This is a genomic window from Aureimonas sp. AU22, assembly GCF_001463745.1.
Classification (GTDB): domain Bacteria; phylum Pseudomonadota; class Alphaproteobacteria; order Rhizobiales; family Rhizobiaceae; genus Aureimonas.
On record NZ_BBWJ01000004.1, the window covers coordinates 51,592 to 73,056 of the forward strand.

A 21,465-nucleotide genomic window follows, 5' to 3' on the forward strand; every position below is an offset into this window, starting at 1 on the left:
GATCCACCCCCATTGAAATGGTCCGCCCTGAAGTATGGCTTTGAGAGCCTGAAGGAGGACGGATATGGCAAGACGCCCCAAGCCCGAAGAGATCGTCGCGAAGCTGCGGCAGGTTGACGTTCTGGTGTCGCAGGGACGCACGGTAGCGGACGCGGTGCGCTCGATCGGCGTGACGGAGGTCACCTATTATCGGTGGCGCAAGGAGTTCGGCGGCCTGAAGGTCGACCAGGTGAAGCGGCTGAAGGATCTTGAGACCGAGAACCAGCGGCTGCGGAAGGCGGTCGCCGATCTGACCTTGGACAAGCTGATCCTCAGCGAGGCCGCCCGGGGAAACTACTGAGCCCTGCGCGCCGACGCGCTTGTGTCGATCACGTCATGACGATGACGAAGCTGTCCGAGCGGCGAGTATGCCGCGCCCTCGGGCAGCACCGTTCGACACAGCGCCAGGTACCGCGGGGCCGAGATGACGAAGAGCAACTCACGGCCGACCTCATCGAACTGGCCCGCCGGTATGGCCGTTACGGGTATCGCAAGATCGCCGTGCTGCTGCGGGATGCCGGCTGGGTGGTGAACGACAAGCGTGTCGAGCGGATCTGGCGTCGCGAAGGTCTGAAGGTGCCCGCCAAGCAGCCCAAGCGCGGACGGCTCTGGCTGAATGATGGCTCCTGTGTTCGGCTGCGGCCCGAGCGGGCGAACCACGTCTGGTCCTACGACTTCGTCGAAGACCGCACGCATGATGGCCGCAAAATCCGCATGCTCAACGTCATCGACGAGTTCACGCACGAATGCCTTTCGATCCGCGTCGCTCGCAGGCTCAACTCGACGGATGTCATCGACGTCCTGTCAGACCTCTTCGTCCTGCGCGGTGTGCCCGGCCACGTTCGTTCTGACAACGGGCCCGAGTTCATCGCGAAAGCCGTGCAGGACTGGATCACGGCCGTTGGCGTTAAGACCGCCTACATCGCCCCAGGATCACCGTGGGAGAATGGCTTTGTCGAAAGCTTCAACGCTCGCCTTCGCGATGAACTGCTCAACGGCGAGATCTTCTACGGCCTGCAAGAGGCGCAGATCGTCATCGAAAGCTGGCGGCGGCACTACAATACGATCCGACCGCATGGATCGATCGGCTACAAACCGCCGGCACCAGAAGTGTTCGTGTCAGCCTTCGCCGCTTGGCCGGCTGCGCTGACCCGACCTGCTTCGCCGGCCAAGCTAACGCTGGTGCAAAGACCAACCCTGAACTAACTTTCTAACCGGACCACTCAGTGGGGGCCGATCACGTTGCAGCACCATCGAACGCGCCAAACACCTGCATAGCCTCTATGCGGCGGCTTATCCGGACTACCGGCCTGTCATCGTCCACAGCCAGCAATCGCTGAAGGAGCGGCGCGAAAATCTGGCAGCGTTACGCCGCTTTGAGAGCCGGATCATCGTATGCGTCGATATGCTCGGCGAGGGCTTCGACCTGCCCGAGCTGAAGATTGCTGCATTGCACGATCATCACAAGAGCGTGGCGGTGACGATCCAGTTCGTCGGCCGCTTCACCCGCCAGGATCCGACCCTGGGTGATGCGACGGTGATCGCCAATACCGGCATCGACGATGTCGATCGCGCGCTGGCCAAGCTCTACGCCGAGGACGCCGACTGGAACGCGCTGGTGGAGGCGCTCAGTTCGGCAAAGATCGAACGACAGGTTCGCCGCGCCGAGATGTTCAAAGGCTTTTCGGGCGATCTGAGCGACATTCCGCTCCAGACCCTCGAGCCGAAAATGAACGCGGTCCTTTACCGGACGTCCTGCGATGCTTGGGATCCGTTCCGCGCGGAGGAACTCTACAATCCCGGCGTCTATCTCGGCATGAAACTGAACCCGCATCAACGGGTCGCGATCTTCGTGACTAGGGCCGAGGAACAGGCGCGCTGGACCTCGGCGCAGCAGGCGGTAAACGTCACCTGGGATCTGCACATGCTCCACTGGGATCAGGCCAGTGGCCTGCTCTATGTCAGCAGTTCCGCCAAGGGACCGTTCGATCGCCTGGCAAAGGCGGTTTGCGGCGATACGACGCGCCGCGTGGAAGGCGAGGAGGTGTTCCGCAGCCTCCATGGGTTCAAGCGGCTCATCCTGCGCAACCTCGGCCTCACCCACCATCAGGGGCGCGGCGTCCGCTATTCCATGTATATGGGCGTGGACGTCGCCGACGGCCTCGACAGCGCGAAATCCCAGTCGCGGATCAAGAACAACATCTTCGCCACCGGCTTTCTCGACGGCGTGCCGGCCTCACGCGGCTGCTCGGCGAAGGGCAAGTTTTGGTCCAGCGCCAAGGTCCATGACCTGACCGACTGGGTGGACTGGTGTCAGGATGTGGGTCGCACGGTGAACGATCCCAGCATCACGACCGACGGCGTCTTCAAGAGCGCGATGCGCCCCCACCAGATCAGCCAGCGCCCGGCTGTTCCGCCCGTGGCGATCCATTGGCCTGAATCTTTGATCACGCAGTTCGAGGAGCGGATCGAGATCTCGTTCGGCGATGAGCCCGTAACCTTCGCGGAATGCGATATCGAGTTGCTCGATAACGCTCGTTCCGGACCGCTACGCTTCGCCGTGCGGAGCGATGACCACACGGCCGAGTTCGAGATCGTCTTCAGCGACGGGCATGCCCGCTACCCTCAGCGCGCCGGCCCCAAGGCGACGATCAAGATCGGCAGCAAGGTGCAGACGCTTTCGGAATCCTTCGGCGAGGATTCGCCACAGATCGACTTCGGCGATGGCTCGCTGCTCATCTACAGCCACCTCTACACCCTGCCCGAAGGCGAAACGATCGAACCATACCCGTCCGACAAGATCGAAGCCTGGGATTGGTCGAAGGCCAATATCCGCGTCGAGTCGCAAGGCGCGAGCAAGCGCCCAGACTCAGTCCAACGTCTCGTCATCGACACGCTGTTGGCGGACCCCGATCCCTATGATGTGATCTTCGACGATGATGGCAAAGGCGAGATCGCTGATGTCGTGGCGCTGCGAATAACCGACAGCGTCGTTTCCGTGACCCTGTATCACTGCAAGTATTCGGGCGCGGATACAACAGGCGCGCGGCTCAGCGACCTTTACGAGGTTTGCGGCCAGTCTCAGAAGTCTGCTCGGTGGCGCGACCGGCCAGGCCGCATGCTTCAACACATGCTGAGGCGCGAAAAGATGCGCCGGGACCGTGGTCTCAGCTCTCGAATTGAACAAGGCTCGGCCGCCGCGCTCAAAAAACTCAAGGTCGGGTGGCAAGATCACCGCTTCGAGTTCGACGTCCGCATCGTGCAACCTGGACTATCCCGGCAAGCAATCGGTGAAGAAGGCTTGCACCTGCTTGCGGGAGTCGAGACCTATTTGCTCGAAACCCGCGCAATGAGGTTGAAAATCATTGGTAGTCAATGATGCCGTAGGGCATCGGCAATATTCTTGAGATGTAAGTTCTACTACGCCGTGGGGGCAGGCTTCGTGTCATCTTTTGGGTTCACTTTTTTGTCGCGCAAGGCGCTGGGCCAGGCTGAACAGATGATGTTCGGCGGCGCAGCGGGGGTGCGCGATGAGGTCGGATTCCTCATCGTCCACCAACGCTATGCCGATCACTTCTTCCCCGGCACGTCGGTTCTGCACACACGGCTGCGCTACGCGCTTCTCATCCCTTGGCTTTACCAAAGCCTTCGGACGAGGCGCCCTGTTCCCAAGGACTTTGGCCAAGCCTTCTCCGATCTCGAACATGAGCTGACCGGCCGTCTCAAATATGTCGATGGAGTGGGCGGTGAGAAAGATGGCGTGATCGGAGGTGAAGTCTTCCCCCGCGTGATCAGCCAACCACCAGCCTATGTTTATTGGACGGCTCTCGCTAAATGGGGACTGATCGGCACCCGCCCTGATGGCCGGCCGTGGAGCCGCCCGGATATGGCGAAGCTCTTGGCAGCTTCCGGCAAACGCGCCCTCCATGACGATGATGGCAAGCCCTTCGAGACAGTGGCCTGGCCAATCTCGGGGTTGATCGATGCTCCCGGCGACTGGGATGGCGGAGGAAAGCTTACACTCGACCTTTTGCCGCCGGAGCAGATCTATCTCGCAACCAAGCTGCGCGCCGTTCGCTCGCCGACGGATCCGGGCGAGCCATCGCTGTTGTCGAAGCTGGTCGGAAAGCCGCTCGGCGAGGCGGATCACTGCTGGGACAGCGAAATTCTCGCACTTGCCGGTAAGGAGGCCGCCATGCTGAAGCGGGCCGGCGAGGCGGCGGCGCTGTCCGCGATTGGCAGGGCAATTTATGCGGCTCAGGTCGAGACACTCAAGGAAACACGCGACAAGCGACCACAGCCAAATTTGCACCGCGCCGCGCTGAAAGACGCGGTCGAGCAATGGGGAGGGATTGCCGCCCGGCTGGATATGGACCTGTTTCTCGCCGAAATCGGGCACCTCCCGCCTGCGGTTGAGGGCGTGTTGCAAGAAACTTCGGCCTGGGTTCGGGCAAATAGCAAGGATCCGATACCGCTGCTCGACGTGTATGCGCGGGCGGAGGTCAGCAGGAAGGATGATCGCGCGCGTCTCGCCAGCAACCAGTTCGGCGTCGATCGGCGCATGGAATGGCAAGGCGAGCGCCATGGTCGCGCCGAGCCGCTCCATTATCGCTGGGGGAATGTGAAACGGCTCCTGCGTGATCTGGAGGCTGTCGCATGAGCGATCGGCAAGCTTGGCACGGCCAACCCTACCTCGACGAACTGCGGCCCGGGCGATTGGAGACGGTCAAGCTCGCGTTGTTCGCGACCTACTCGGTCGACCTGTCTGCGGTGGCCGCGGCGTTGCTCGCCCTGATCGGTCGTAACAATGACAAGGGCAGTGGAACGGCCGTCGATTTTGCCGAAGCGATCGACAGGCTGCGCGATCACGTCAAGATCATCATCCAGCGCGGGCGGATCGCGCGCCCGGTCGCTCTCCCCCGGATCGCGGGCATCCTCGATCAGTTCATCGTTGAGCGACCCTACGATGAATACGAGCGTAGCTGGCATCCGAAGATTGCTTTGGTCGCCTATAACTGCCCCAAAGGGGAAACCCGCTGGAAGCTCTGGATTGGCAGCCGGAACCTCACGCGATCACAGGATCTCGACGCCGGCGTTTTGCTGGACGGCAGCGAAAAGCGCGCGAAGGGGCGGGTTCGGCTCCCTGGCGTCGGTGCTCTCGGGAGCACTCTCGCACGCTGCGCATCGCGCGAGGATGCCGATGACATCTCGGAGCAACTGGAGGCGATCTGGTGGGATGCGCCGGACGGTTTTCGCCTACGCGGCCTCCTCAATGGGCTGGATGAAGGTGTTCCCTTGCCAGCGGAGCCGCCATCCGGCGCGGTCGATGGCATAACGATCATCAGCCCGTTCCTGTCGCCCGACTTTCTGAAAAAGGCGGGCAACTGGGGAGCGGCTGGTTCCAGGACGCTGATTTCGTCGATGCCGGCCCTTGCCGAAATAGCCAGCCGGTCCAGAACCTCGCTGACGGGTTTCTCGAAAATCCTGGTCTATGCGGCGCCGGACGTGCTTGCTGACGAGTCCACGCTCGCTCTGCCCGGCACCGAACCTGTGGCCGAAGATGATGTGGAGCCGGCGCCCCTCGCGCTCCATGCGAAGATCTTCTGCTTCCACTCGGGCGAGAAGACCATCTTGAGGGTCGGAAGCGCCAATGCGACCGAAAGGGCGTGGTCGGGGCGCAACTCGGAAATCATGGTCGAACTTGAGGCGGGCGAAGCGTTCGCTTCCGGCCTGGCGTTCCTGGTCGGTAAAGCGACGCCTGTCACCATAGAGGAAGTCGCCGCCACGGACCTGCGCAGCACAAGTGCAGCCGATGCTCTGGAAGAGTCGCGCAAGGTGCTCATGGCCTCCTGGGACCCGGTTCTGCGCCGCGACGGAGAATGCTTCTCTCTCGACGCGCGGGCGGTTCCTTCGCTCGCGTACCCCGACCATGTGCTGCACGCCGGATCTGCAAATGGCGACCTGCTGCCTTGGCCGACCGATGCCTTCAACCTCGGTCTTGGATCGATCCCCTTGTCACTCCAGTCTGCCTTCATTCAGGTCCGGATAAGCGGCCCAGACGGCGCTTTACGATGGATGCAGCGCGTCATCGTCGATCCGCCTCTCGAAGAGCAGCGGGATCTAGCCGCGCTGGCCAGCCACATGGGACTTCGCGCGTTTCATGACTGGATGCGTGCGATGCTCGGCGGCGACACGCTTCCAGTCGGTGGCGGTGCATGGGATGAAGATGTCGGATCGCGGGGCAACCGCCCCCAAAGCCTGGGTTATGACCGCCTCACATTGGAGGATATTCTCACCGCTTGGGCACGCGACCGAAAAGCCTTCGGCCGGGTCGATCGCCATTTTGCGCCCTATGTGGATGCGCTTCTCGCCCACGGCGAGAATCTGAGCGAAGCGGAGAGAGCTGACTTGAACGAACTCGCTCAGATTTGGGCCATCGCGCGCTCCCGGCTTGCCTCATGAGCGCAAGATCGAAACCCTTCCAGGCCGCAACGGTAAAGGCTGCAACTGCCGCTCTGTCGGGAGGCAACGCACTGCGCCGATTCCTTGTCGCGGACGAAGTCGGCCTCGGGAAGACCGTCGTCGCCCGAGATACGCTTGCGGCACTGGCGAGCAAAGCGCGCAAGTTCACGGTCTATTATATTACGAGCGGGCTCAAAGTCGCTGACCAGAATAAGGTCGAACTGCTGCGCTTCCTCGAGAAGGACGATGCCAAGGACGCACTCTCCATCATCGACCGCGTCGGTCTCATTCCGTTCGAGGAAAAGCGCAAGGGAAAGCTGCGGCTCTACGCCTTTACACCCACCACATCATTCTCCAGCTCGCAGCGCCTCTACGGCGGCAAGGCTGTCGAGCGCGCGTTCGTCAAGCTCCTGTTGGACGAACTATACCCCGGCCTGACCGCAGCCTTTCCTGAAGGCTATATCGAATATGGCGCAACGTCCGGCTGGCGATGGGCGTGCGAGGAGGCTCAGGGCAAGTTCGACAATGTCTCCGCCCTCTTCAAGGTGGCCTATGGCCGAGCGTTGCGCGCGGAATTTGGCAAGCCGGCCCGCGAAAACATTCTGCACGCGATCGATACGAGCAAACACGGTCAGAGCTTGGGCCGGATGCGCAAGGCGCTCGCTCAAGCCGCTCTGGATTCCGCCCCGCCCGATCTCGTAATTTTCGACGAGTTCCAATGCTATCGCGAACTGCTCAATGCAGGCGCCGATAATCCCCTGGCGCGTCAACTGCTGGCGGGAACAGATGGCGGGACGCCGCCGCCGATCCTCCTCCTGTCCGCCACGCCCTACCGTTTCTATGCCGAGCGCTGGGAAAGCGGCTCTGGGGCTGCCCCCCATGTCGAATTTTTCGAGATTATCGAATTTCTGGGCGGGTCGGCTGTACGCGCCGAGGCCGAATCCCAATTTCGTCGTTTTGGCGATCTGTTGCATTTGATCGGCCACCTGCCGCCCGATAGCCGCACGACGGCAATCGAAGAGGCGCAAGCGCTCAAGCACCACCTCGAGGCGCTTCTCACACCACTCATGTCGCGGACCGAGCGTCCGGTTTCCGACCATGCCGGAGAGCCTGCGCCGCCGTCCGTAAGGATCGAGCCCCACGATCTCGACGTCTATCGACATTTCACCGACCATGTGTCGCCCAAGCTCGCAGGCAGCGCGATCGCCTACTGGCTGTCAGTGCCACTTCCTGCGCAAGCGTTGGGGGACCGATACCAGATTTCTCGCGACATAGATTTTCCGGCCACGCGCAGCGTCCCCCGGCTCGGAGTCACCAATTGCTTCAAGCCGCCCAAAGAGGGTTGGGGAAGCGCCAAGCTCCGTGCCCTCAACGGCCTTGTGCCAACGGAGGCCCTTGCCCTTCCGTGGGTGTTGCCGTCGCTGACTTGGTGGGCGCCTTCCGGCCCATGGGCAAAGGTGACGCAATCGCCCAAGATGCTGATCTTCAGCCGATTCAGGGCCACACCGCAAAGCCTGGCAGCCCTTGTCAGCCTTGAGGTCGAGCGCAAATGCGTGGCAAAAAGCAATCTTCCCTACGCTGCCGCGTGGAAGAAACGCCACCTGAACCCGAAGCCGAACCAAGGCCCCACGCTCGCCCTGTTTCACCCGAGCCCTTTCCTGATCCGCGCTGTCGATCCCCTAGATGTGAAGGGCAAGGCTGCGATCAAGGCGACCAGGGCCAGGGCGCGGCAGCAGATCATTCAGGCGCTGCCCCCGTCCATCGCGCCGGAGGCTCCGAATGCGCGAAGCAACCGACGACGCAAACCGGCGTGGGCGATCCTCGCGGCCATTGAACGTGCGCAAAAGGCGCCGCTGGCTCGGGAGTTCGCGGCGGTCCAGAAGAACTGGGGTCGGGTCGCCCCGAAAGATGCAACACTTCAAACCTTGCTCAAGCAGCGCCAAGAGGCCGAGGCGATCGCCTGGCTAAGCCGGTGGGAGCTGGACGCTCTGGTGGATATGGCTCTCGGCGCCCCTGGCGTCGTGACGGGCCGAGCACTCTATCGCCATCTTCCTGAGCTTTTCGATTATCAGGAGCAGCATTTCGCGCGGCTTGTGCGCTTCTGCTGGACGAGGCTGCGCACCTATCTGGATCGCCCCGTTTTCTGGTCGATCTTGCCCGGTGAGGACGCCACGCAGAAATATCAGAATGCGTGTGTTGATGGCTGCCTGGAAGCCGTCCTCGACGAACATTTCTGGCTGCGCAAATCCAAGGTCAATCCTGATGGATTGATCGAGGATCTGTCGGCGGCGCTCGCAGCGAACGTCGGCACTTTCGGGTTCAAGGGCGCGAAGAAAAAGGACAAGATCCGTATCCGCTGTCACGCTGCGGTGCCGTTTGGGGGCACTGAGACAGAGACGCATCGGCAGGATCATGATGTCAATGAACCGCCACCGGCGCGCTCTGAGGAAATCCGCAGCGCGTTCAATACGCCGTTCTGGCCCCATGTCCTAGCAACGACCTCTGTCGGACAGGAAGGGCTCGATTTCCATAGCTGGTGCGACCGGCTGGGCCACTGGGATCTTTGTTCCAGCCCGGTCGACCTGGAGCAACGAGAAGGTCGCGTCCAGCGCTTCGGCGGACTGACTGTCCGACAACCGCTCGCCCGAAAACTAGGCGAACAAGCGTTGGCGCAGGCACGTGGCCAAGCATCGTCGCCGTGGGACATCATCGCACGCGACGCCGACAAGGCGTTCGCGGACGACAAAACCGGCCTCAGCCCCTGGTGGGCGATGGAAGGTGCGGAACTGAAGCGACATTTGTTTGCGCTTCCCCAAAGTCGCGATATTGATCGATTCGCAAAGTTGAGGACGCAGAGGCTGCTCTATCGCCTTGCTTTGGGGCAGCCGGACCAGGAGGATCTTGTCGATCTCCTGACCCATCACGACGTGGAAACGACGCGGTCGCTGCAAGCATTGACCCTCGATCTGTCGGCATTCTCACGACAGAAGCACCGCGATGAATAACGTGCGTGCCGGCCGGCGCGTCCGGCACGCACGTCCTGCTCATGCGGGGGAAGCGCCCCCTCATGCGGCTGGCTATATGTGGACCAGCCTAGTGGGCTTCATGCGGGTTCGCCGCCATTCCCACCACCATGCTTGATCCGCCCCACGGTGCGGCTTCTCCCATGGTCCCCGCGCTTATCGGGTCCGGGTCCCCATATCTGACTCAGGCGCCCGGCGTTTCCGCGATCGGGCCGAGCGTGTCGATCTCGGCGATCTTCTGAAACTCGCTGAGATAGTCCTGTTGATGGGTCGCCAGCCAGCGAACCACCCGGTTGTTCGCCAGCAGCTTGGCGACATAGCCGCGGGCGACGGTCAGATGCAGATTGTCGATGCCGTAGGTTTCCTCGACCGACTTCACCTGGGTCTGGAGCGCCGCCAACTCGCGTTCCATGCGGGCGATCTGCTGGCCCGAGGGCGTTGGCTTGCCTCCCCCTTTTCCTTTGCGGGTGGCGGCGAGTTGGTTCTCGGACGTCGCCGCAAGCAGCGCACGCGCAAACATCACGGTGAAATTGTTCTGGCCGATCATCAGGTCTGCGGCTTCGATCTGCCTGACTGACGTCATCTGGCGCAGGATGTCGAACACCTTCATCGAACAGGGCGTATCCTTCAGCATCTCGGCCGCCTCGGGGCTGATCCCTTCCAGGAGCCGGAAACGCCGCAGCACGGACTCAACCTGAAGGTTCAATGCGGTGGCAATGTCGGTCGATGACACGCCTCGGTCCATTGCCCGCACGATCATCCGATGCTCCTGAATCGGCGGAATGCGATTGACGCGCTTGTTGTAGGTGTAGGTGTCGTCGTCAGTTGCAAGCAGGCACTCGACCTCGGAGATCCCGAGTTCCTTGAGCGCCTCAAGCCGCAGATGACCATCGAGGAGAAACCAGGTTCCGGCATTCTTTTCGTCTGCCATGACGACGGGCGCTTCGATCAGGCCGATCGCTTTGATCGAACTCAGCACCTGCGAATAGGATCGGCTCTCCCTGGCGCCGGGCGGCAACGTCTTCAGGGGCACGATTGCCGCGACGGGGATCGTCAGAAAATCTCGGTCGAAGCCAAAATGGATACGGCCGTCATCCCGATCCTTCGGTTCTTCAGTCATGACCGTCTCCCGACACACGGACCTTGATCGCGCGTGGCATGGTCGCCAGCCCCTCCGCCCTCAACAGATTGATGAAACCGTCATTGCCGAGCAGATCCTTCAGCGCCTCGACGACGAACAGCAGCCGGGTCTGGGTGAAGTCCGACTTTTTGACCAGCAGACGCTGCTTTTCCGCCTCCCGCTGATAGACCTGCATGAGATCGGCGGCCGTCATCCGACGGACGCCGGTGCCCTTTCGGCCCAACCGCCCGACAGGCAATCCACCCTTGCGCTGGCTGCGCATCCGCATTTCCAGCAGACGTCGAACCGCGGCGAGTTTCTTGCCCCGAAGCTTGCCGGTCTCATAGGCGTCGAGGAGCAGGTTCTGCGCCTCTTCCGTTTCGGCTTTGGAAATCTCCATTGCCAAGGTGATCGGAATGAGCCCGGTTTCGACAGCGGACACCAGCCGTTCCTCGCCACGCTCGAGTAGCGACGCGATCATGTTCACCCAGGATGCCCCGACACCGATCTTCTCCGCGATGGCAGCATCGTTGAAGCCACGAGATCGTAGCGCGCCGATCTCCTTCATGAGGTCGATGGGCCGCGGCGTGCGCCGGGCGATATTCTCGACCAGGCTCATGACGAGGCACTCGCTTTCGCTGGCCTCGATCACCACGGCCGGAGTCTCGGTCTGACCAAGCATCTGGAAGGCTTCCAACCGGCCCTCACCACAGACGAGATCATATCTCGGCCCGCCTGCGCAATCGCGGCGGCTCACCGTGATCGGCCTCTTCAAGCCGATGGCTTCGATGTTGTTCACGATCTCCCGATGCTGGCGCTTGTTGCGTGCGCGAGGGTTCAGAACTGTGATCCGGGAGATAGGGATCATTTCGATCTTGTTCGGTCGAACAGCAGGCATCAGGCGGCCTCCCCAAGAGGAACAGGCGCGGCGATGTCATAGAGAAGCTCAAGGTCGTCGAAGCGGTAGGCATCGAGCGCGAGCGCATTCTCCTCTCCTAGCCGCAGCTTTTCGGAGAGCATGTCAATACGGGGGAACAGATAGAAGTCGAACGGCACGCGATTGGCTCTATCCATCCGCGCGACAATCGTGATGTCGGGCGCGAGCGAGGTATCGAAGTGCAGGTTCCACCGAAGGAGCCCGGTCGGCGTCTCGATGCACCGCGCGATCACCAACGAGACGCTGAACTCACCGTTGACGACTATCCGGTCGGCCTCGAGATCCTGCCAGGCATCGCTGCCCGTTGCCCGCAATCCATCGAGCACCTCACGAAGAATGCCGGGATGGAGCTTTCGCAGTTCGCGGTTGATTTCAACGTAGCGGTAATCGCGAGCTGGCGTGAAGCCCACGAGACCGTAGGCGCGAAGCAGGCTGCCAAAGCGGGAGCTGTAGGCGCTGCTGGACGGCATCCCATCGGATTCGTCGATGACGATGCCAGAGAGCAAACCTTTTTGCTGATAAAGCGCCCTCAGAGATTGCAGCATCTCTTCATCGCTCAGCCGGAAGGAGCGCACACCGATGATGGTCCTGGTCGCCTCGAACAGTTCGCGTTCGATGACGGCCGCAAACGCATCCTGTGCCCTGATCCACATACCGGGATCGTTCCGAACGCGCTTCTTCTTCAGCTTGAAAGAGCGGCGGTTCCATACGTTGTCGCCGACATATTTCTCGTTGATGAGAATCTGGTGGACGGTTCCCCTGGTCCAGGGTCGTCCAAGGTCGGTGGAAATACCCCGTCTGTTGAGATCGGCCGCGATCGCTCTCGCTATACCCTTGATGGACGAACGCCCGGTAGATTTCGCGAACCAGATCGACCTCCTCGGCCGGGCCGAGTGTCAGGATCACGCGGTCAGTCTGGAGACTCTTCTGCTCGCCCCGTTCAAGACATCCCTTGATAGCGCCGTGCTCATCGATGAGCGTTCGCCGTAGTCCAAAACCCGCCGGGCCTCCCTGACGATACCCTTTCTCGATCAGGCGCCCCTGGCCGGCGAAAACCTTGACGGAAAGCTCACGGCTATATTCCCCGGCCATGGCGCTCTTCACGCCCTTGATGATGGCCGCGATCGGGCTTCCGTCATTCTCGAACTGTTCGGCGCAGTATTGGACACGAACGCCGGCGCGCTTGCAGATATATTCGTAGTAGGCGCTTTCGTCGGTGTCCTGGAAGCGCCCCCAGCGGCTCACGTCGTAGACGAGGATCATCTCAAAGTCGGCGCGGCCTTCCACGACGTCCGCGATCAGCCGCTTGAACGCATCACGGCCATCGACGCTGAGCCCGCTCTTTCCTTCGTCGGCGTAGGTACAGACGATCTCGATTCCGCGCGCCTCGGCATAATGCTTGATCGCGTCGGATTGGTTTTCCGTCGAATACTTCTGATGATCCGTCGACATGCGGACGTATTCGGCAGCCCGAAGAGGACGTTCGGGCTGCTCTGACCGCTCATTATCGTAATCTCTCCGGCTCATCACATTACGCCTCACGAACTTGCCTGCGGCGGTCCGGGCGACCTACCGCCGCAGCGCATGACGGGGCTCTGCCGTCACTCCGCACTGGAACAGTTTAGCTGCGGAGAAAACGGAAGATGTTGCCGAAAACGGGCAGGAAATTACCCCTATGGACAGGCGTTCTTGGCGGACGCGAAGACTATGCGCGGACCATCGCTGAGCTGCTACGCAAAGAGCATGGCGACAGTCGCCGCGCGATTAAGCAGCTCATGCGCCAGACGGACGCAAGCGAGCGAACCGTCAAGCACTGGCTCTCAGGCCAGCACGGGCCAGACAGCGTCTATTTCCTGCGGCTGGTGGTTTCGTCTCCAGTCATCAGGGCCTTCGTTCTCGGCCTGGTCGATGGCCCGGCATCCATCCCGTTGACCGGCCCAGTGGATCGCATTTCCTTGGCCAGAGCCCGTGAAGCCTATGCTGCCGGGGAAGCCGCAGGGGGGCGATCGGCAACGGGCGCGCGGAAAAATGTCCCTGAACGTGTCCCTGAACGCGACCCTAAAAATGTCCCTGATCGAGCCGAATTCAACGAGCGGCAGCACTGGTTTCTCGGCCGAGTCGGTGAAGGTCGAAGTGGCGCACGGGATATTGCGGCGGTGTGGGCAGTCAGCCTGAAAACTGCGCGTCGGGACATTGCCGCGCTCAAGGTGGCAGGTCTCATATGCTACGTCGGCTCACGCCGGAAGGGCCGGTATCGACGATCACCCAAATGAACCGATTGGAGGTCTGGCTGGGCGCGGCGATGACCGCGCCTTATCCGATATGCACGCCAGAGCGCGATACCGTTCTACGCCCCTCAATCCGGGCTTTCTTTCAACGTCGTCTATCGATTTCTATCCGCCGAGCCCAAATGGCTGACGGAGTCCTCTGATGAAATCCCAAGAACCTCCCGCCGTGACACGGACCATCCGGCGCCATGAGCTTCGGCAAATCGTCCCGTTGGCCGACACGACCATCTACGACATGGAGCAGCGCGGTGAATTTCCGCAGCGCTTCTATCTTACGTCTCGCTGCGTGGTCTGGGACCTCGCCGAAGTCGAAGCCTGGCTCGAGGAGCGCCGCCGCGCCTCGCGCGCGAAAACCGTGAAACGCGCACCCATGCCCGATGTCCATCTTCGCAAGACCCGCCCCATCAAACAACCGGCTCGGGCGTAAGCAGGTCCATTGTCGGCGGATAAAGGGTCGGCGTGTATTTCTCCCCCACGACCCAAGCATCCACGATGTTGGACCATTCCTGGATCATGTGCCGGCGCTGATGCTCATATTCCGCCTTGTTGTAGATGCCCCGTGAGGATCGGCCATCCTCGTGCGCCAAGCACTTCTCGATCCAGTCGCTGTTGAAGCCCAGTTCGTTCAGCAGAGTCGAGCCGGTGCGTCGGAGATCGTGAACCGTAAAGGACTCCAGCGGCATTCCTTCCTTCTTGGCCCGCACCACCACCGCCGTCGTGACCCGATTGAACGTGGCCCGCGACATCGGCGCGTCAGCGTCGTAGCGCGACGGCAGGACGTATTTCGAGTTACCGGCGCAGGTCTTGAGAGCGATGAAGATGTCGAGCATTTGCTGCGATAGATAGACGTTGTGCGCCTTCGAGCGCTTCATTCGCTCCTTGGGGATCGACCAGACGGCGTTCTCAAAATCGACCTCGTCCCAGACTGCATCCTGCAATTCGCTCTTTCGTACCATCGAGAGCAGAATCAGCTTTATCCCGAGACGGATCGTCGGCAGCGTCGGGACATGCTCAAGCTGTCCGAGCATGATGCGGATCTCCGCGGGAGATAGCGACCTGTCCTTCGGCACGAAGGTTGCGATCGACGATGGGCCAACCTCGTCGGCCGGGTTGGCGACCTTCTCCCCGTGCAGGATGGCGAAGGCGAATACCAACTTCACAATGTCTCTGACGTGGACCGCTGTTGCCGGCGCCCCGCGTTCCTTTACCTTCGCGCACAACCCGCGCAGATCCTCCGGCAGGATCTCGGTTAGCAGTCGATTGCGAAACGCCGGGAGGATGTCGCGCTCGAAGATCGACCGCCGCATCGCGCGTGTACTGTCCGCCATCCTCGCTTCCTGAAGCCAGCGCTCGCCGAACTGGCCGAAGCTCTTGGCTTCCTTGATCCTCCGCTTCTCGCGCTGCTTTTCCTGCGCCGGCGAGCGCCCCTCGGAAATCGCGCGCTTGGCATCAATCAGCTTCTCGCGCGCCCTGGCCAGAGACAGACCCGTCGGACCATAACGACCCAACGTCAAGGTCTCCCGACGGCCGTTGAGCCGGTAGTCCAAGCGGAACACGATTGAACACGAAGGTTGGACCACGACGTACATACCGTCACGATCCACAATCTTGTATAATTTATCTTTTGGTTTCAGTGCCTTGATGGCGGCGTCGGTCAGCATTTGCACCCTCCAGATCGGTCAAAAAATGCAGGAGAGCACCCAACTATACCGTCAGGCCAAAATTTGGCCGCCTGACAGGATTTTTATTCAGCACTTACAAGTGTTTAGGCAAAATAATATACCGTCAGAAGCTCTCTTGCCCCTGACGGTATATGCGTTTTTCGGTTGAGACAAGACGCGCCATACCGCCAGCCATACCGTCAAACGGGAGGCTAACCCGGCGATAGATACTGAAAGTCTTAGAGAGATTTTTTCAGCATTTTCATTGGATTATGTCGTATTCTAGCGTGATTTCGGATACGCCCGGAGGGGCAAAAATTATTCCCACTCGATCGTGCCGGGGGGCTTGGAGGTGATGTCGTAGACCACGCGGTTAATGCCGCGCACCTCGTTGATGATGCGCGTCGCCGCGTTGCCGAGGAATTCCATGTCGTAGGGGTAGAAGTCCGCCGTCATGCCGTCCACCGACGTCACGGCACGCAGGGCGCAGACGAACTCGTAGGTGCGCCCGTCGCCCATCACGCCCACCGTCTGCACGGGCAGAAGCACGGCGAAGGCTTGCCAGATGGCATCATAAAGGCCGGCCTTGCGGATCTCGTCGAGATAGATCGCATCGGCCTGGCGCAGGATGTCGAGCTTCTCGCGCGTGACGCCGCCGGGGCAGCGGATGGCAAGGCCGGGACCCGGAAACGGATGACGTCCGACGAAGCGGTCGGGAAGCCCGAGCTCGCGTCCGAGCGCGCGCACCTCGTCCTTGAACAGCTCGCGCAGCGGCTCGACGAGCTTCATGTTCATGCGCTCGGGCAGGCCGCCGACATTGTGGTGCGACTTGATCGTGACCGACGGGCCACCGGTGAACGACACGCTCTCGATGACGTCGGGGTAGAGCGTCCCCTGCGCCAGGAACTCGGCGCCGCCGATCTTCTTGGCTTCCGCCTCGAACGTCTCGATGAAGAGGCGGCCGATGGTCTTGCGCTTCACCTCCGGATCCATCTCGCCTTCGAGGGCTCCGATGAAGAGGTCCTGCGCCTGAACATGCACGAGCGGGATGTTGTAATGGTCGCGGAACATGCCGACGACCTCCTCCGCCTCGCCCATCCGCAGGAGGCCGTGATCGACGAAGATGCAGGTCAACTGCTCGCCGATCGCCTCGTGGATGAGAAGCGCTGCGACGGAACTGTCGACGCCGCCCGACAGGCCGCAGATCACGCGGGCATTGCCGACCTTCGCGCGAATCTGCTCGACGGCCTGCTCGCGGAAGGCGGCCATGGTCCAGTCGCCCGGGGTGCCGGCGATCTTGTGGACGAAATTGGAGATGAGCTTGGCCCCGTCCGGCGTGTGGACGACCTCCGGATGGAACTGCACGCCGTAGAAGCGGCGGCGCTCGTCGGCGATCGCGGCGAAGGGCGCGCCGGGCGAGGTCGCCACGATCTCGAACCCGTCGGGCAAGGCGGTCACGCGGTCGCCATGGCTCATCCAGACCTGATGGCGCGTTCCTTCCGCCCAGATGCCGTCGAAGAGCGGCGAGACCTTCTGCACCTCCAGGAAGGCCCGGCCGAACTCGCGGTGGAGCCCGCCCTCGATCCTGCCGCCGAGCTGGGCGCACATGGTCTGCTGTCCGTAGCAGATGCCCAGCACCGGCACGCCGGCCTCGAAGATGGCGTCGGGGGCGCGGGGCGAGTTCTCCTCCATGGTGGAGGCAGGTGAGCCGGAGAGGATCACCGCGCGCGGCTTCAACCGGCGGAAGCCCTCCTCCGCCGACTGGAACGGCACGATCTCGGAATAAACGCCGGCCTCGCGCACGCGACGCGCGATGAGCTGCGTCACCTGGGAGCCGAAGTCGACGATGAGGATGTTGTCGGGGTGCTGGGTCATGGCGGACTTCTAGTCAGGCAGCGCCGGAAATCAAGAGTTGGTTGGACCTAGGCTTGCAGGACTTCGGCCAAACGGTCGAGAGCGGCGGCCAGCCCTTCGTCGATGACGGGCAGGAGCGCGGTCCAGTCGTCGTAGTGACGCAGTTCCGCGGCGCCGTCCGAAATCCCGCGCAGGCCGACGAGCGGAATGGAGAAGCGCGCGCAGGCGCGCAGGACCGCGAAGGTCTCCATATCGACCATGTCGGCGTCGATGGCGCGATAGGCGTCGCCGCTCACCACGTTGGCACCGGTGGACAGTCGGGCGGCCGGCAGGCCGGCGATGGGCGTCAGAAGCGGCACCTCGGCGGGAAGGTCGAGAAGCGGCGTCGTGCCCTTCTGGAAACCGAGCGCACTCGCGTCGATGTCGCGCCACGAGACGCTCGACGCCTGGTAGACCGCTCCCTGCTCGAGCGACGCGGAACCGGCCGAGCCCAGCGATACCACAAGGTCGGGCAACAGGTCGCGCGCGGCGCAGGCGCTCAGGGCGTAGGCGACGGCGATACCGGCCTCGATCGGCCCGATGCCCGTCATCAATGGGCGGATGCGCGAGCGAAGGGCCGGGCCGTATTCGGGTGCGGCGGCCATTGCGAAGAGGACGCGGCGGCCGCCGATCGTCTCGACCTGTGCATCCGCGCTCATCCGTTCAGCCGCCAGATTGCGGCGTTCAGAAGCGTCGCGTAGGAGACCCAGACCGCATAGGGCACGAAGCACCAGAAAGCGATCGCGTCGCGCGGGCCGGTGCGGGCGAGGAAGGCGAGGATCGCGGCCAGCAACCCGAGGATCACGACCAGCGCCGGCAGAAGCGCATGGGCGCTGAAGAAGAGCGGCGACCACAGGAAGTTCAGCGCCATTTGCAGGACCCACGGCACCATCGCGCGGCGGTTGCCGGCCTGGAACACGCGCCAGCCCGCTACCGCGATCAGCACGTAGAGCACCGTCCAGGCCGGGGCGAACACCCAGTTCGGCGGATTGAACCAGGGCTTGTCGAGATGGCGATACCAGTCGTCCGGCGTGTTGTTCGCCCCGATCAGGAGGCCGCCGCCGAGCGAGATGGCCAGAAAGACGAGAAGGCTCAGCCAGCGCATCAGGACACCCGCTCCAGAAGGGCGAAGAAGAAGCCGTCGGTGCCGGAGCGCCGCGGCGTCAGCGTCAGCACCGCGCCGTCGCCGATGCGCTCCGCGTGGAAGGCATGCGGGGCGTCGGGCAGCATCTGCGACCATCGATCCTGCGCGTCGGCCAGACGCCAGCCGGGCGTGCGGGCGAGAAAGGCTTCCACGCGTTCGGCGTTCTCCGCGCGCAGAACGGAGCAGGTGACGTAGGCGAGGCGTCCGCCGGGTCTTGTGAAACGGGCGGCGGCATCGAGCACCTTGTCCTGCTCGCCCATGCGCTTGGCAACTTGCGCTTCCGTCAACCGCCACTTGGCGTCGGGGCGGCGGCGCCAGGTCCCGGCGCCGGTACAGGGCGCATCGACGACGACGAGGTCCATTGTGCCGTGCAGCGGCGCGAGATCATCCCGCGGGGCGTGGACGGTGACCGACGTCGCCCCGGCGCGGGCCAGCCGCTCCCAGATCGGCGCGAGGCGCTGGCGATCGGCGTCGAAGGCATGGATGTCGGCGGCGTTACCGCTGGCTGCGGCGAGCGCCAGCGTCTTGCCCCCCGCCCCGGCGCAATAGTCGAGGACGCGCTCGCCCGCGCGCGCATCGCAGAGAAGCGCGGCGATCTGCGAGCCCTCGTCCTGGATCTCGAAGCCTCCCGTCTGGAAGCCGCGCTCGACCTGGACGTTGGGATGGCGCCCCTCGCCTTCGATCGGCCGCACCCGCAAGCCGATCGGCGACAGCGGGGTGGGCCCGGCGGCGAACGGCGCGAGTTCGCCGGCCACCTCGTCGCGCGTGGCCTTCAGCGTGTTGACGCGCATGTCGAGCGGCGGGCGGTCCGACAGGGCGCGGGCCTCGGCGATCCAACCGTCGCCCAGCGAAGCGGCGAGCGGAGCAGCCAGCCAATCGGGCACATCGGCGGCGACGGTCGGGTCGGCATCCTCCAGCCCCGTTTGGCGGAAGCGTTCGAGCGCCCCGTCATCGGGCAGCGTTGGTGCGAAGCGGTCGCCGTCGAGAGCCGAGCGCAAATCCGCCGCCGACATCCCAGACGAATCGAGGAAGGCGCCGAAGACGAGCGGCGCGGTCGCCTTCGTGCCCATGCGGAATTCGAGCGACCGGCGGCGGCGCAACACGTCGTAGACGAGGTTGCCGATGGCCGAGCGGTCGCCCGAACCGGCGAAGCGATGGGACAGACCCCAGTCCTTCAACGCGTCGGCCACCGGGCGCCGGCGCGAGGCCATGTCGTCCAACACCTCGACCGCCGCCGCGATCCGTCCGCCAAGCCGCATGACACCTCGTCTCCGTTTGCTGCCGCTTGGTTAGTGCGGCCGGAGGCCGATCACAAGTCGGGGCCTCGACGCGGAAAGGGCCGGGATCTCTCCCGGCCCTTTCGGGTTTCGCAGAACCGCAGCCTTACTCGGCGGCGGCCGAGTGGCTGGTCGTCAGGCTCGCCTGCTCGTCGTCACGGCCGAAGCCGGCCAGCGCGCGGCGCACGCCGGCGCCGTAATCGGCATGGACCTTGTCGAAGTGGGCGAGCTGGCGGTCCACGATGAACTGCGGCACGCCCTGCATGGCGCCGGCCAGCGTGTTGAACAGACGTTCCTTGTGCGCGTCGTCGAACATCTGGAACAGCGCGCGAGGCTGCGAGTAGTGGTCCGCCTCGGCGCGATACTCGTAGCGACCGACCTCGCCGCTATAGCGGTGCGGCGGCTCCTCGACACTCGGATCCTCGACCGGGCCGTTGAACGAGTTGGGCTCGTAATAGGCATCCGGGTTGGTGCGCAGGCCGAAGGGCATCGAGCCGTCGCGGTTGTAGTGGTTGACCGGCGAGCGCGGCTTGTTCACCTCAAGCGACTCGTAGTGGACGCCGATGCGGTAGCGGTGCGCGTCCGGATACGAGAAGAGGCGACCCTGCAGCATCTTGTCCGGCGAGAAGCCGATGCCCGGCACCACGTTGGACGGGTTGAAGGCCGACTGCTCGATGTCGGTGAAGTAGTTGTCCGGGTTGCGGTTCAGCTCGAACTCGCCGACCTTGATCAGCGGGTACATGCCGTGCGGCCAGACCTTGGTTAGGTCGAACGCGCTCCAGCCGGTCTTCCGCTCGAACTCTTCGGCTTCCATCTCCGGCATGATCTGCACGAAGAAGTCCCACTTCGGGAACTGACCGGCCTCGATCATGCCGTACAGCGCTTCCTGGTAGCTCTCGCGCGACTTCGCGATGACCTTTTCGGCCTCTTCGTTCGTGAAGGTCTTGTGACCCTGTTTCGTCTTGAAGTGGAACTTCACCCAGAAGCGCTCGCCCTGGTCGTTCCAGAACGAGAACGTGTGCGAGCCGTAGCCGTTCATGCGCGAGGGGTCGACCGGGATCCCGCGGTCCGACATCAGGATCGTCACCTGATGGAGCGACTCCGGGCAGAGCGACCAGAAGTCCCACATGGCGGTGGCCGAGCGCAGGTTGGTGCGCGGGTGGCGCTTCTGCGTGTGGATGAAGTCCGGGAACTTGTAGGGGTCGGCGACGAAGAACACCGGCGTGTTGTTGCCGACGATGTCCCAGTTGCCCTCCTCGGTGTAGAACTTCAGCGAGAAGCCGCGCACGTCGCGCTCGGCATCCGCCGCGCCCTGCTCGCCGGCCACGGTCGAGAAGCGGGCCAGCATCTCGGTCTTCTTGCCGACCGTGTCGAACACCTTGGCGCGCGAGTAGCGCGTGATGTCTTCCGTCACGGTCAGCGTGCCGAAGGCGCCCCAGCCCTTGGCGTGGACGACGCGCTCGGGAACGCGCTCGCGGTTCTGGTGCGCCAGCTTCTCGATGAGCTGGTAGTCCTCCAGAAGCACCGGGCCGTTGCGGCCGACGGTCTTGGCGTTCTGGTTCGAGGAGAGCGGCGCGCCTGCCGTCGTCGTAAGCCGTGGTCTGTCGGTCATGGGAACCTC

The 21,465-nt window shown here is 63.0% G+C and carries 15 protein-coding genes and 1 pseudogene; 7 read left to right on the forward strand and 9 right to left on the reverse strand.

Annotated features, from left to right (window positions below; all coding sequences use genetic code 11):
* The first annotated feature begins 64 nt into the window (after positions 1-64).
* The 5 genes from AUL34_RS00785 (at position 65) to AUL34_RS00805 (ending at position 9,506) form a co-directional block, all read left to right on the forward strand.
* A protein-coding gene (locus AUL34_RS00785) for an IS3 family transposase (protein WP_156420718.1) occupies positions 65-1,245 on the forward strand; the annotation gives its coding sequence in 2 pieces (ribosomal slippage) (positions 65-326 and positions 326-1,245; 1,182 coding nt in all).
* A 46-nt stretch (positions 1,246-1,291) separates the two neighbouring features.
* Positions 1,292-3,418, forward strand: coding sequence for a DEAD/DEAH box helicase (locus AUL34_RS00790; protein WP_274532644.1), 2,127 nt, complete (start codon positions 1,292-1,294; stop codon positions 3,416-3,418).
* Between the two features lie 24 nt (positions 3,419-3,442).
* Positions 3,443-4,699 carry a DUF6361 family protein gene (locus tag AUL34_RS00795; protein ID WP_244492400.1) on the forward strand — a complete coding sequence of 419 codons (1,257 nt, stop codon included), beginning with the start codon at positions 3,443-3,445 and terminating at the stop codon, positions 4,697-4,699.
* Positions 4,696-6,501 carry a phospholipase D family protein gene (locus AUL34_RS00800; RefSeq protein WP_061929736.1) on the forward strand — a complete coding sequence of 602 codons (1,806 nt, stop codon included), beginning with the start codon at positions 4,696-4,698 and terminating at the stop codon, positions 6,499-6,501. The genes AUL34_RS00795 and AUL34_RS00800 overlap by 4 nt, the downstream gene beginning before the upstream one ends.
* On the forward strand, positions 6,498-9,506 hold the full coding sequence (locus AUL34_RS00805) for a hypothetical protein (RefSeq protein WP_061930538.1): 3,009 nt from the start codon (positions 6,498-6,500) through the stop codon (positions 9,504-9,506). The genes AUL34_RS00800 and AUL34_RS00805 overlap by 4 nt, the downstream gene beginning before the upstream one ends.
* Before the next feature lie 202 nt (positions 9,507-9,708).
* Here AUL34_RS00805 and AUL34_RS00810 read toward each other — a convergent pair whose 3' ends face one another.
* From AUL34_RS00810 to AUL34_RS00820, 3 genes and pseudogenes are all read right to left on the reverse strand, one after another.
* The gene (locus AUL34_RS00810) at positions 9,709-10,644 is read right to left on the reverse strand and encodes a plasmid partitioning protein RepB C-terminal domain-containing protein (RefSeq protein ID WP_061929739.1); all 936 of its coding nucleotides are present in this window, start codon (positions 10,642-10,644) and stop codon (positions 9,709-9,711) included.
* Positions 10,637-11,542 (reverse strand): plasmid partitioning protein RepB C-terminal domain-containing protein, encoded by a 906-nt coding sequence (locus AUL34_RS00815; protein ID WP_061929743.1) that lies wholly within the window; start codon positions 11,540-11,542, stop codon positions 10,637-10,639. The genes AUL34_RS00810 and AUL34_RS00815 overlap by 8 nt, the downstream gene beginning before the upstream one ends.
* Positions 11,542-13,033: pseudogene (locus AUL34_RS00820) on the reverse strand (recombinase family protein). Before AUL34_RS00820 ends, AUL34_RS00815 begins: the two are co-directional and overlap by 1 nt.
* Positions 13,034-13,224: 191 nt before the next feature.
* Here AUL34_RS00820 and AUL34_RS21735 point away from each other — a divergent pair.
* Positions 13,225-13,854, forward strand: a complete 630-nt coding sequence (locus tag AUL34_RS21735; protein WP_082653055.1) for a hypothetical protein — start codon at positions 13,225-13,227, stop codon at positions 13,852-13,854.
* Between the two features lie 157 nt (positions 13,855-14,011).
* Positions 14,012-14,296 (forward strand): AlpA family transcriptional regulator, encoded by a 285-nt coding sequence (locus tag AUL34_RS00825; protein WP_061929746.1) that lies wholly within the window; start codon positions 14,012-14,014, stop codon positions 14,294-14,296.
* Here AUL34_RS00825 and AUL34_RS00830 read toward each other — a convergent pair.
* The 6 genes from AUL34_RS00830 to AUL34_RS00855 form a co-directional block, all read right to left on the reverse strand.
* Complete coding sequence (locus AUL34_RS00830; RefSeq protein ID WP_061929749.1) at positions 14,274-15,530, reverse strand: tyrosine-type recombinase/integrase; 1,257 nt, start codon at positions 15,528-15,530, stop codon at positions 14,274-14,276. The genes AUL34_RS00825 and AUL34_RS00830 overlap by 23 nt on opposite strands.
* 318 nt (positions 15,531-15,848) lie before the next feature.
* Positions 15,849-17,405, reverse strand: a complete 1,557-nt coding sequence (gene guaA, locus AUL34_RS00835; RefSeq protein ID WP_061929752.1) for a glutamine-hydrolyzing GMP synthase — start codon at positions 17,403-17,405, stop codon at positions 15,849-15,851.
* Positions 17,406-17,452: 47 nt separating this feature from the next.
* Positions 17,453-18,082, reverse strand: coding sequence for a 5'-methylthioadenosine/S-adenosylhomocysteine nucleosidase (locus AUL34_RS00840; RefSeq protein ID WP_061929755.1), 630 nt, complete (start codon positions 18,080-18,082; stop codon positions 17,453-17,455).
* Entirely contained in the window at positions 18,079-18,528 is a 450-nt protein-coding gene (locus tag AUL34_RS00845; protein WP_061929758.1) for a TspO/MBR family protein, read from the reverse strand. Before AUL34_RS00845 ends, AUL34_RS00840 begins: the two co-directional genes overlap by 4 nt.
* Positions 18,528-19,826, reverse strand: coding sequence for an RsmB/NOP family class I SAM-dependent RNA methyltransferase (locus AUL34_RS00850; protein WP_061929761.1), 1,299 nt, complete (start codon positions 19,824-19,826; stop codon positions 18,528-18,530). The genes AUL34_RS00845 and AUL34_RS00850 overlap by 1 nt, the downstream gene beginning before the upstream one ends.
* Before the next feature lie 124 nt (positions 19,827-19,950).
* Positions 19,951-21,456 (reverse strand): catalase, encoded by a 1,506-nt coding sequence (locus AUL34_RS00855; RefSeq protein ID WP_061929765.1) that lies wholly within the window; start codon positions 21,454-21,456, stop codon positions 19,951-19,953.
* Between the last annotated feature and the right edge of the window lie 9 nt (positions 21,457-21,465).

Bases quoted from the DNA above. Each gene is read 5' to 3' on its own strand.
- AUL34_RS00810 (WP_061929739.1), bottom strand. From the start codon at position 10,644: ATGACTGAAGAACCGAAGGATCGGGATGACGGCCGTATCCATTTTGGC.
- AUL34_RS00845 (WP_061929758.1), bottom strand. From the start codon at position 18,528: ATGCGCTGGCTGAGCCTTCTCGTCTTTCTGGCCATCTCGCTCGGCGGC.
- AUL34_RS00850 (WP_061929761.1), bottom strand. From the start codon at position 19,826: ATGCGGCTTGGCGGACGGATCGCGGCGGCGGTCGAGGTGTTGGACGAC.
- AUL34_RS00825 (WP_061929746.1), top strand. From the start codon at position 14,012: ATGAAATCCCAAGAACCTCCCGCCGTGACACGGACCATCCGGCGCCAT.
- AUL34_RS00800 (WP_061929736.1), top strand. From the start codon at position 4,696: ATGAGCGATCGGCAAGCTTGGCACGGCCAACCCTACCTCGACGAACTG.
- guaA (WP_061929752.1), bottom strand. From the start codon at position 17,405: ATGACCCAGCACCCCGACAACATCCTCATCGTCGACTTCGGCTCCCAG.
- AUL34_RS00815 (WP_061929743.1), bottom strand. From the start codon at position 11,542: ATGCCTGCTGTTCGACCGAACAAGATCGAAATGATCCCTATCTCCCGG.
- AUL34_RS00805 (WP_061930538.1), top strand. From the start codon at position 6,498: ATGAGCGCAAGATCGAAACCCTTCCAGGCCGCAACGGTAAAGGCTGCA.
- AUL34_RS00855 (WP_061929765.1), bottom strand. From the start codon at position 21,456: ATGACCGACAGACCACGGCTTACGACGACGGCAGGCGCGCCGCTCTCC.
- AUL34_RS21735 (WP_082653055.1), top strand. From the start codon at position 13,225: ATGTTGCCGAAAACGGGCAGGAAATTACCCCTATGGACAGGCGTTCTT.
- AUL34_RS00840 (WP_061929755.1), bottom strand. From the start codon at position 18,082: ATGAGCGCGGATGCACAGGTCGAGACGATCGGCGGCCGCCGCGTCCTC.
- AUL34_RS00830 (WP_061929749.1), bottom strand. From the start codon at position 15,530: ATGCTGACCGACGCCGCCATCAAGGCACTGAAACCAAAAGATAAATTA.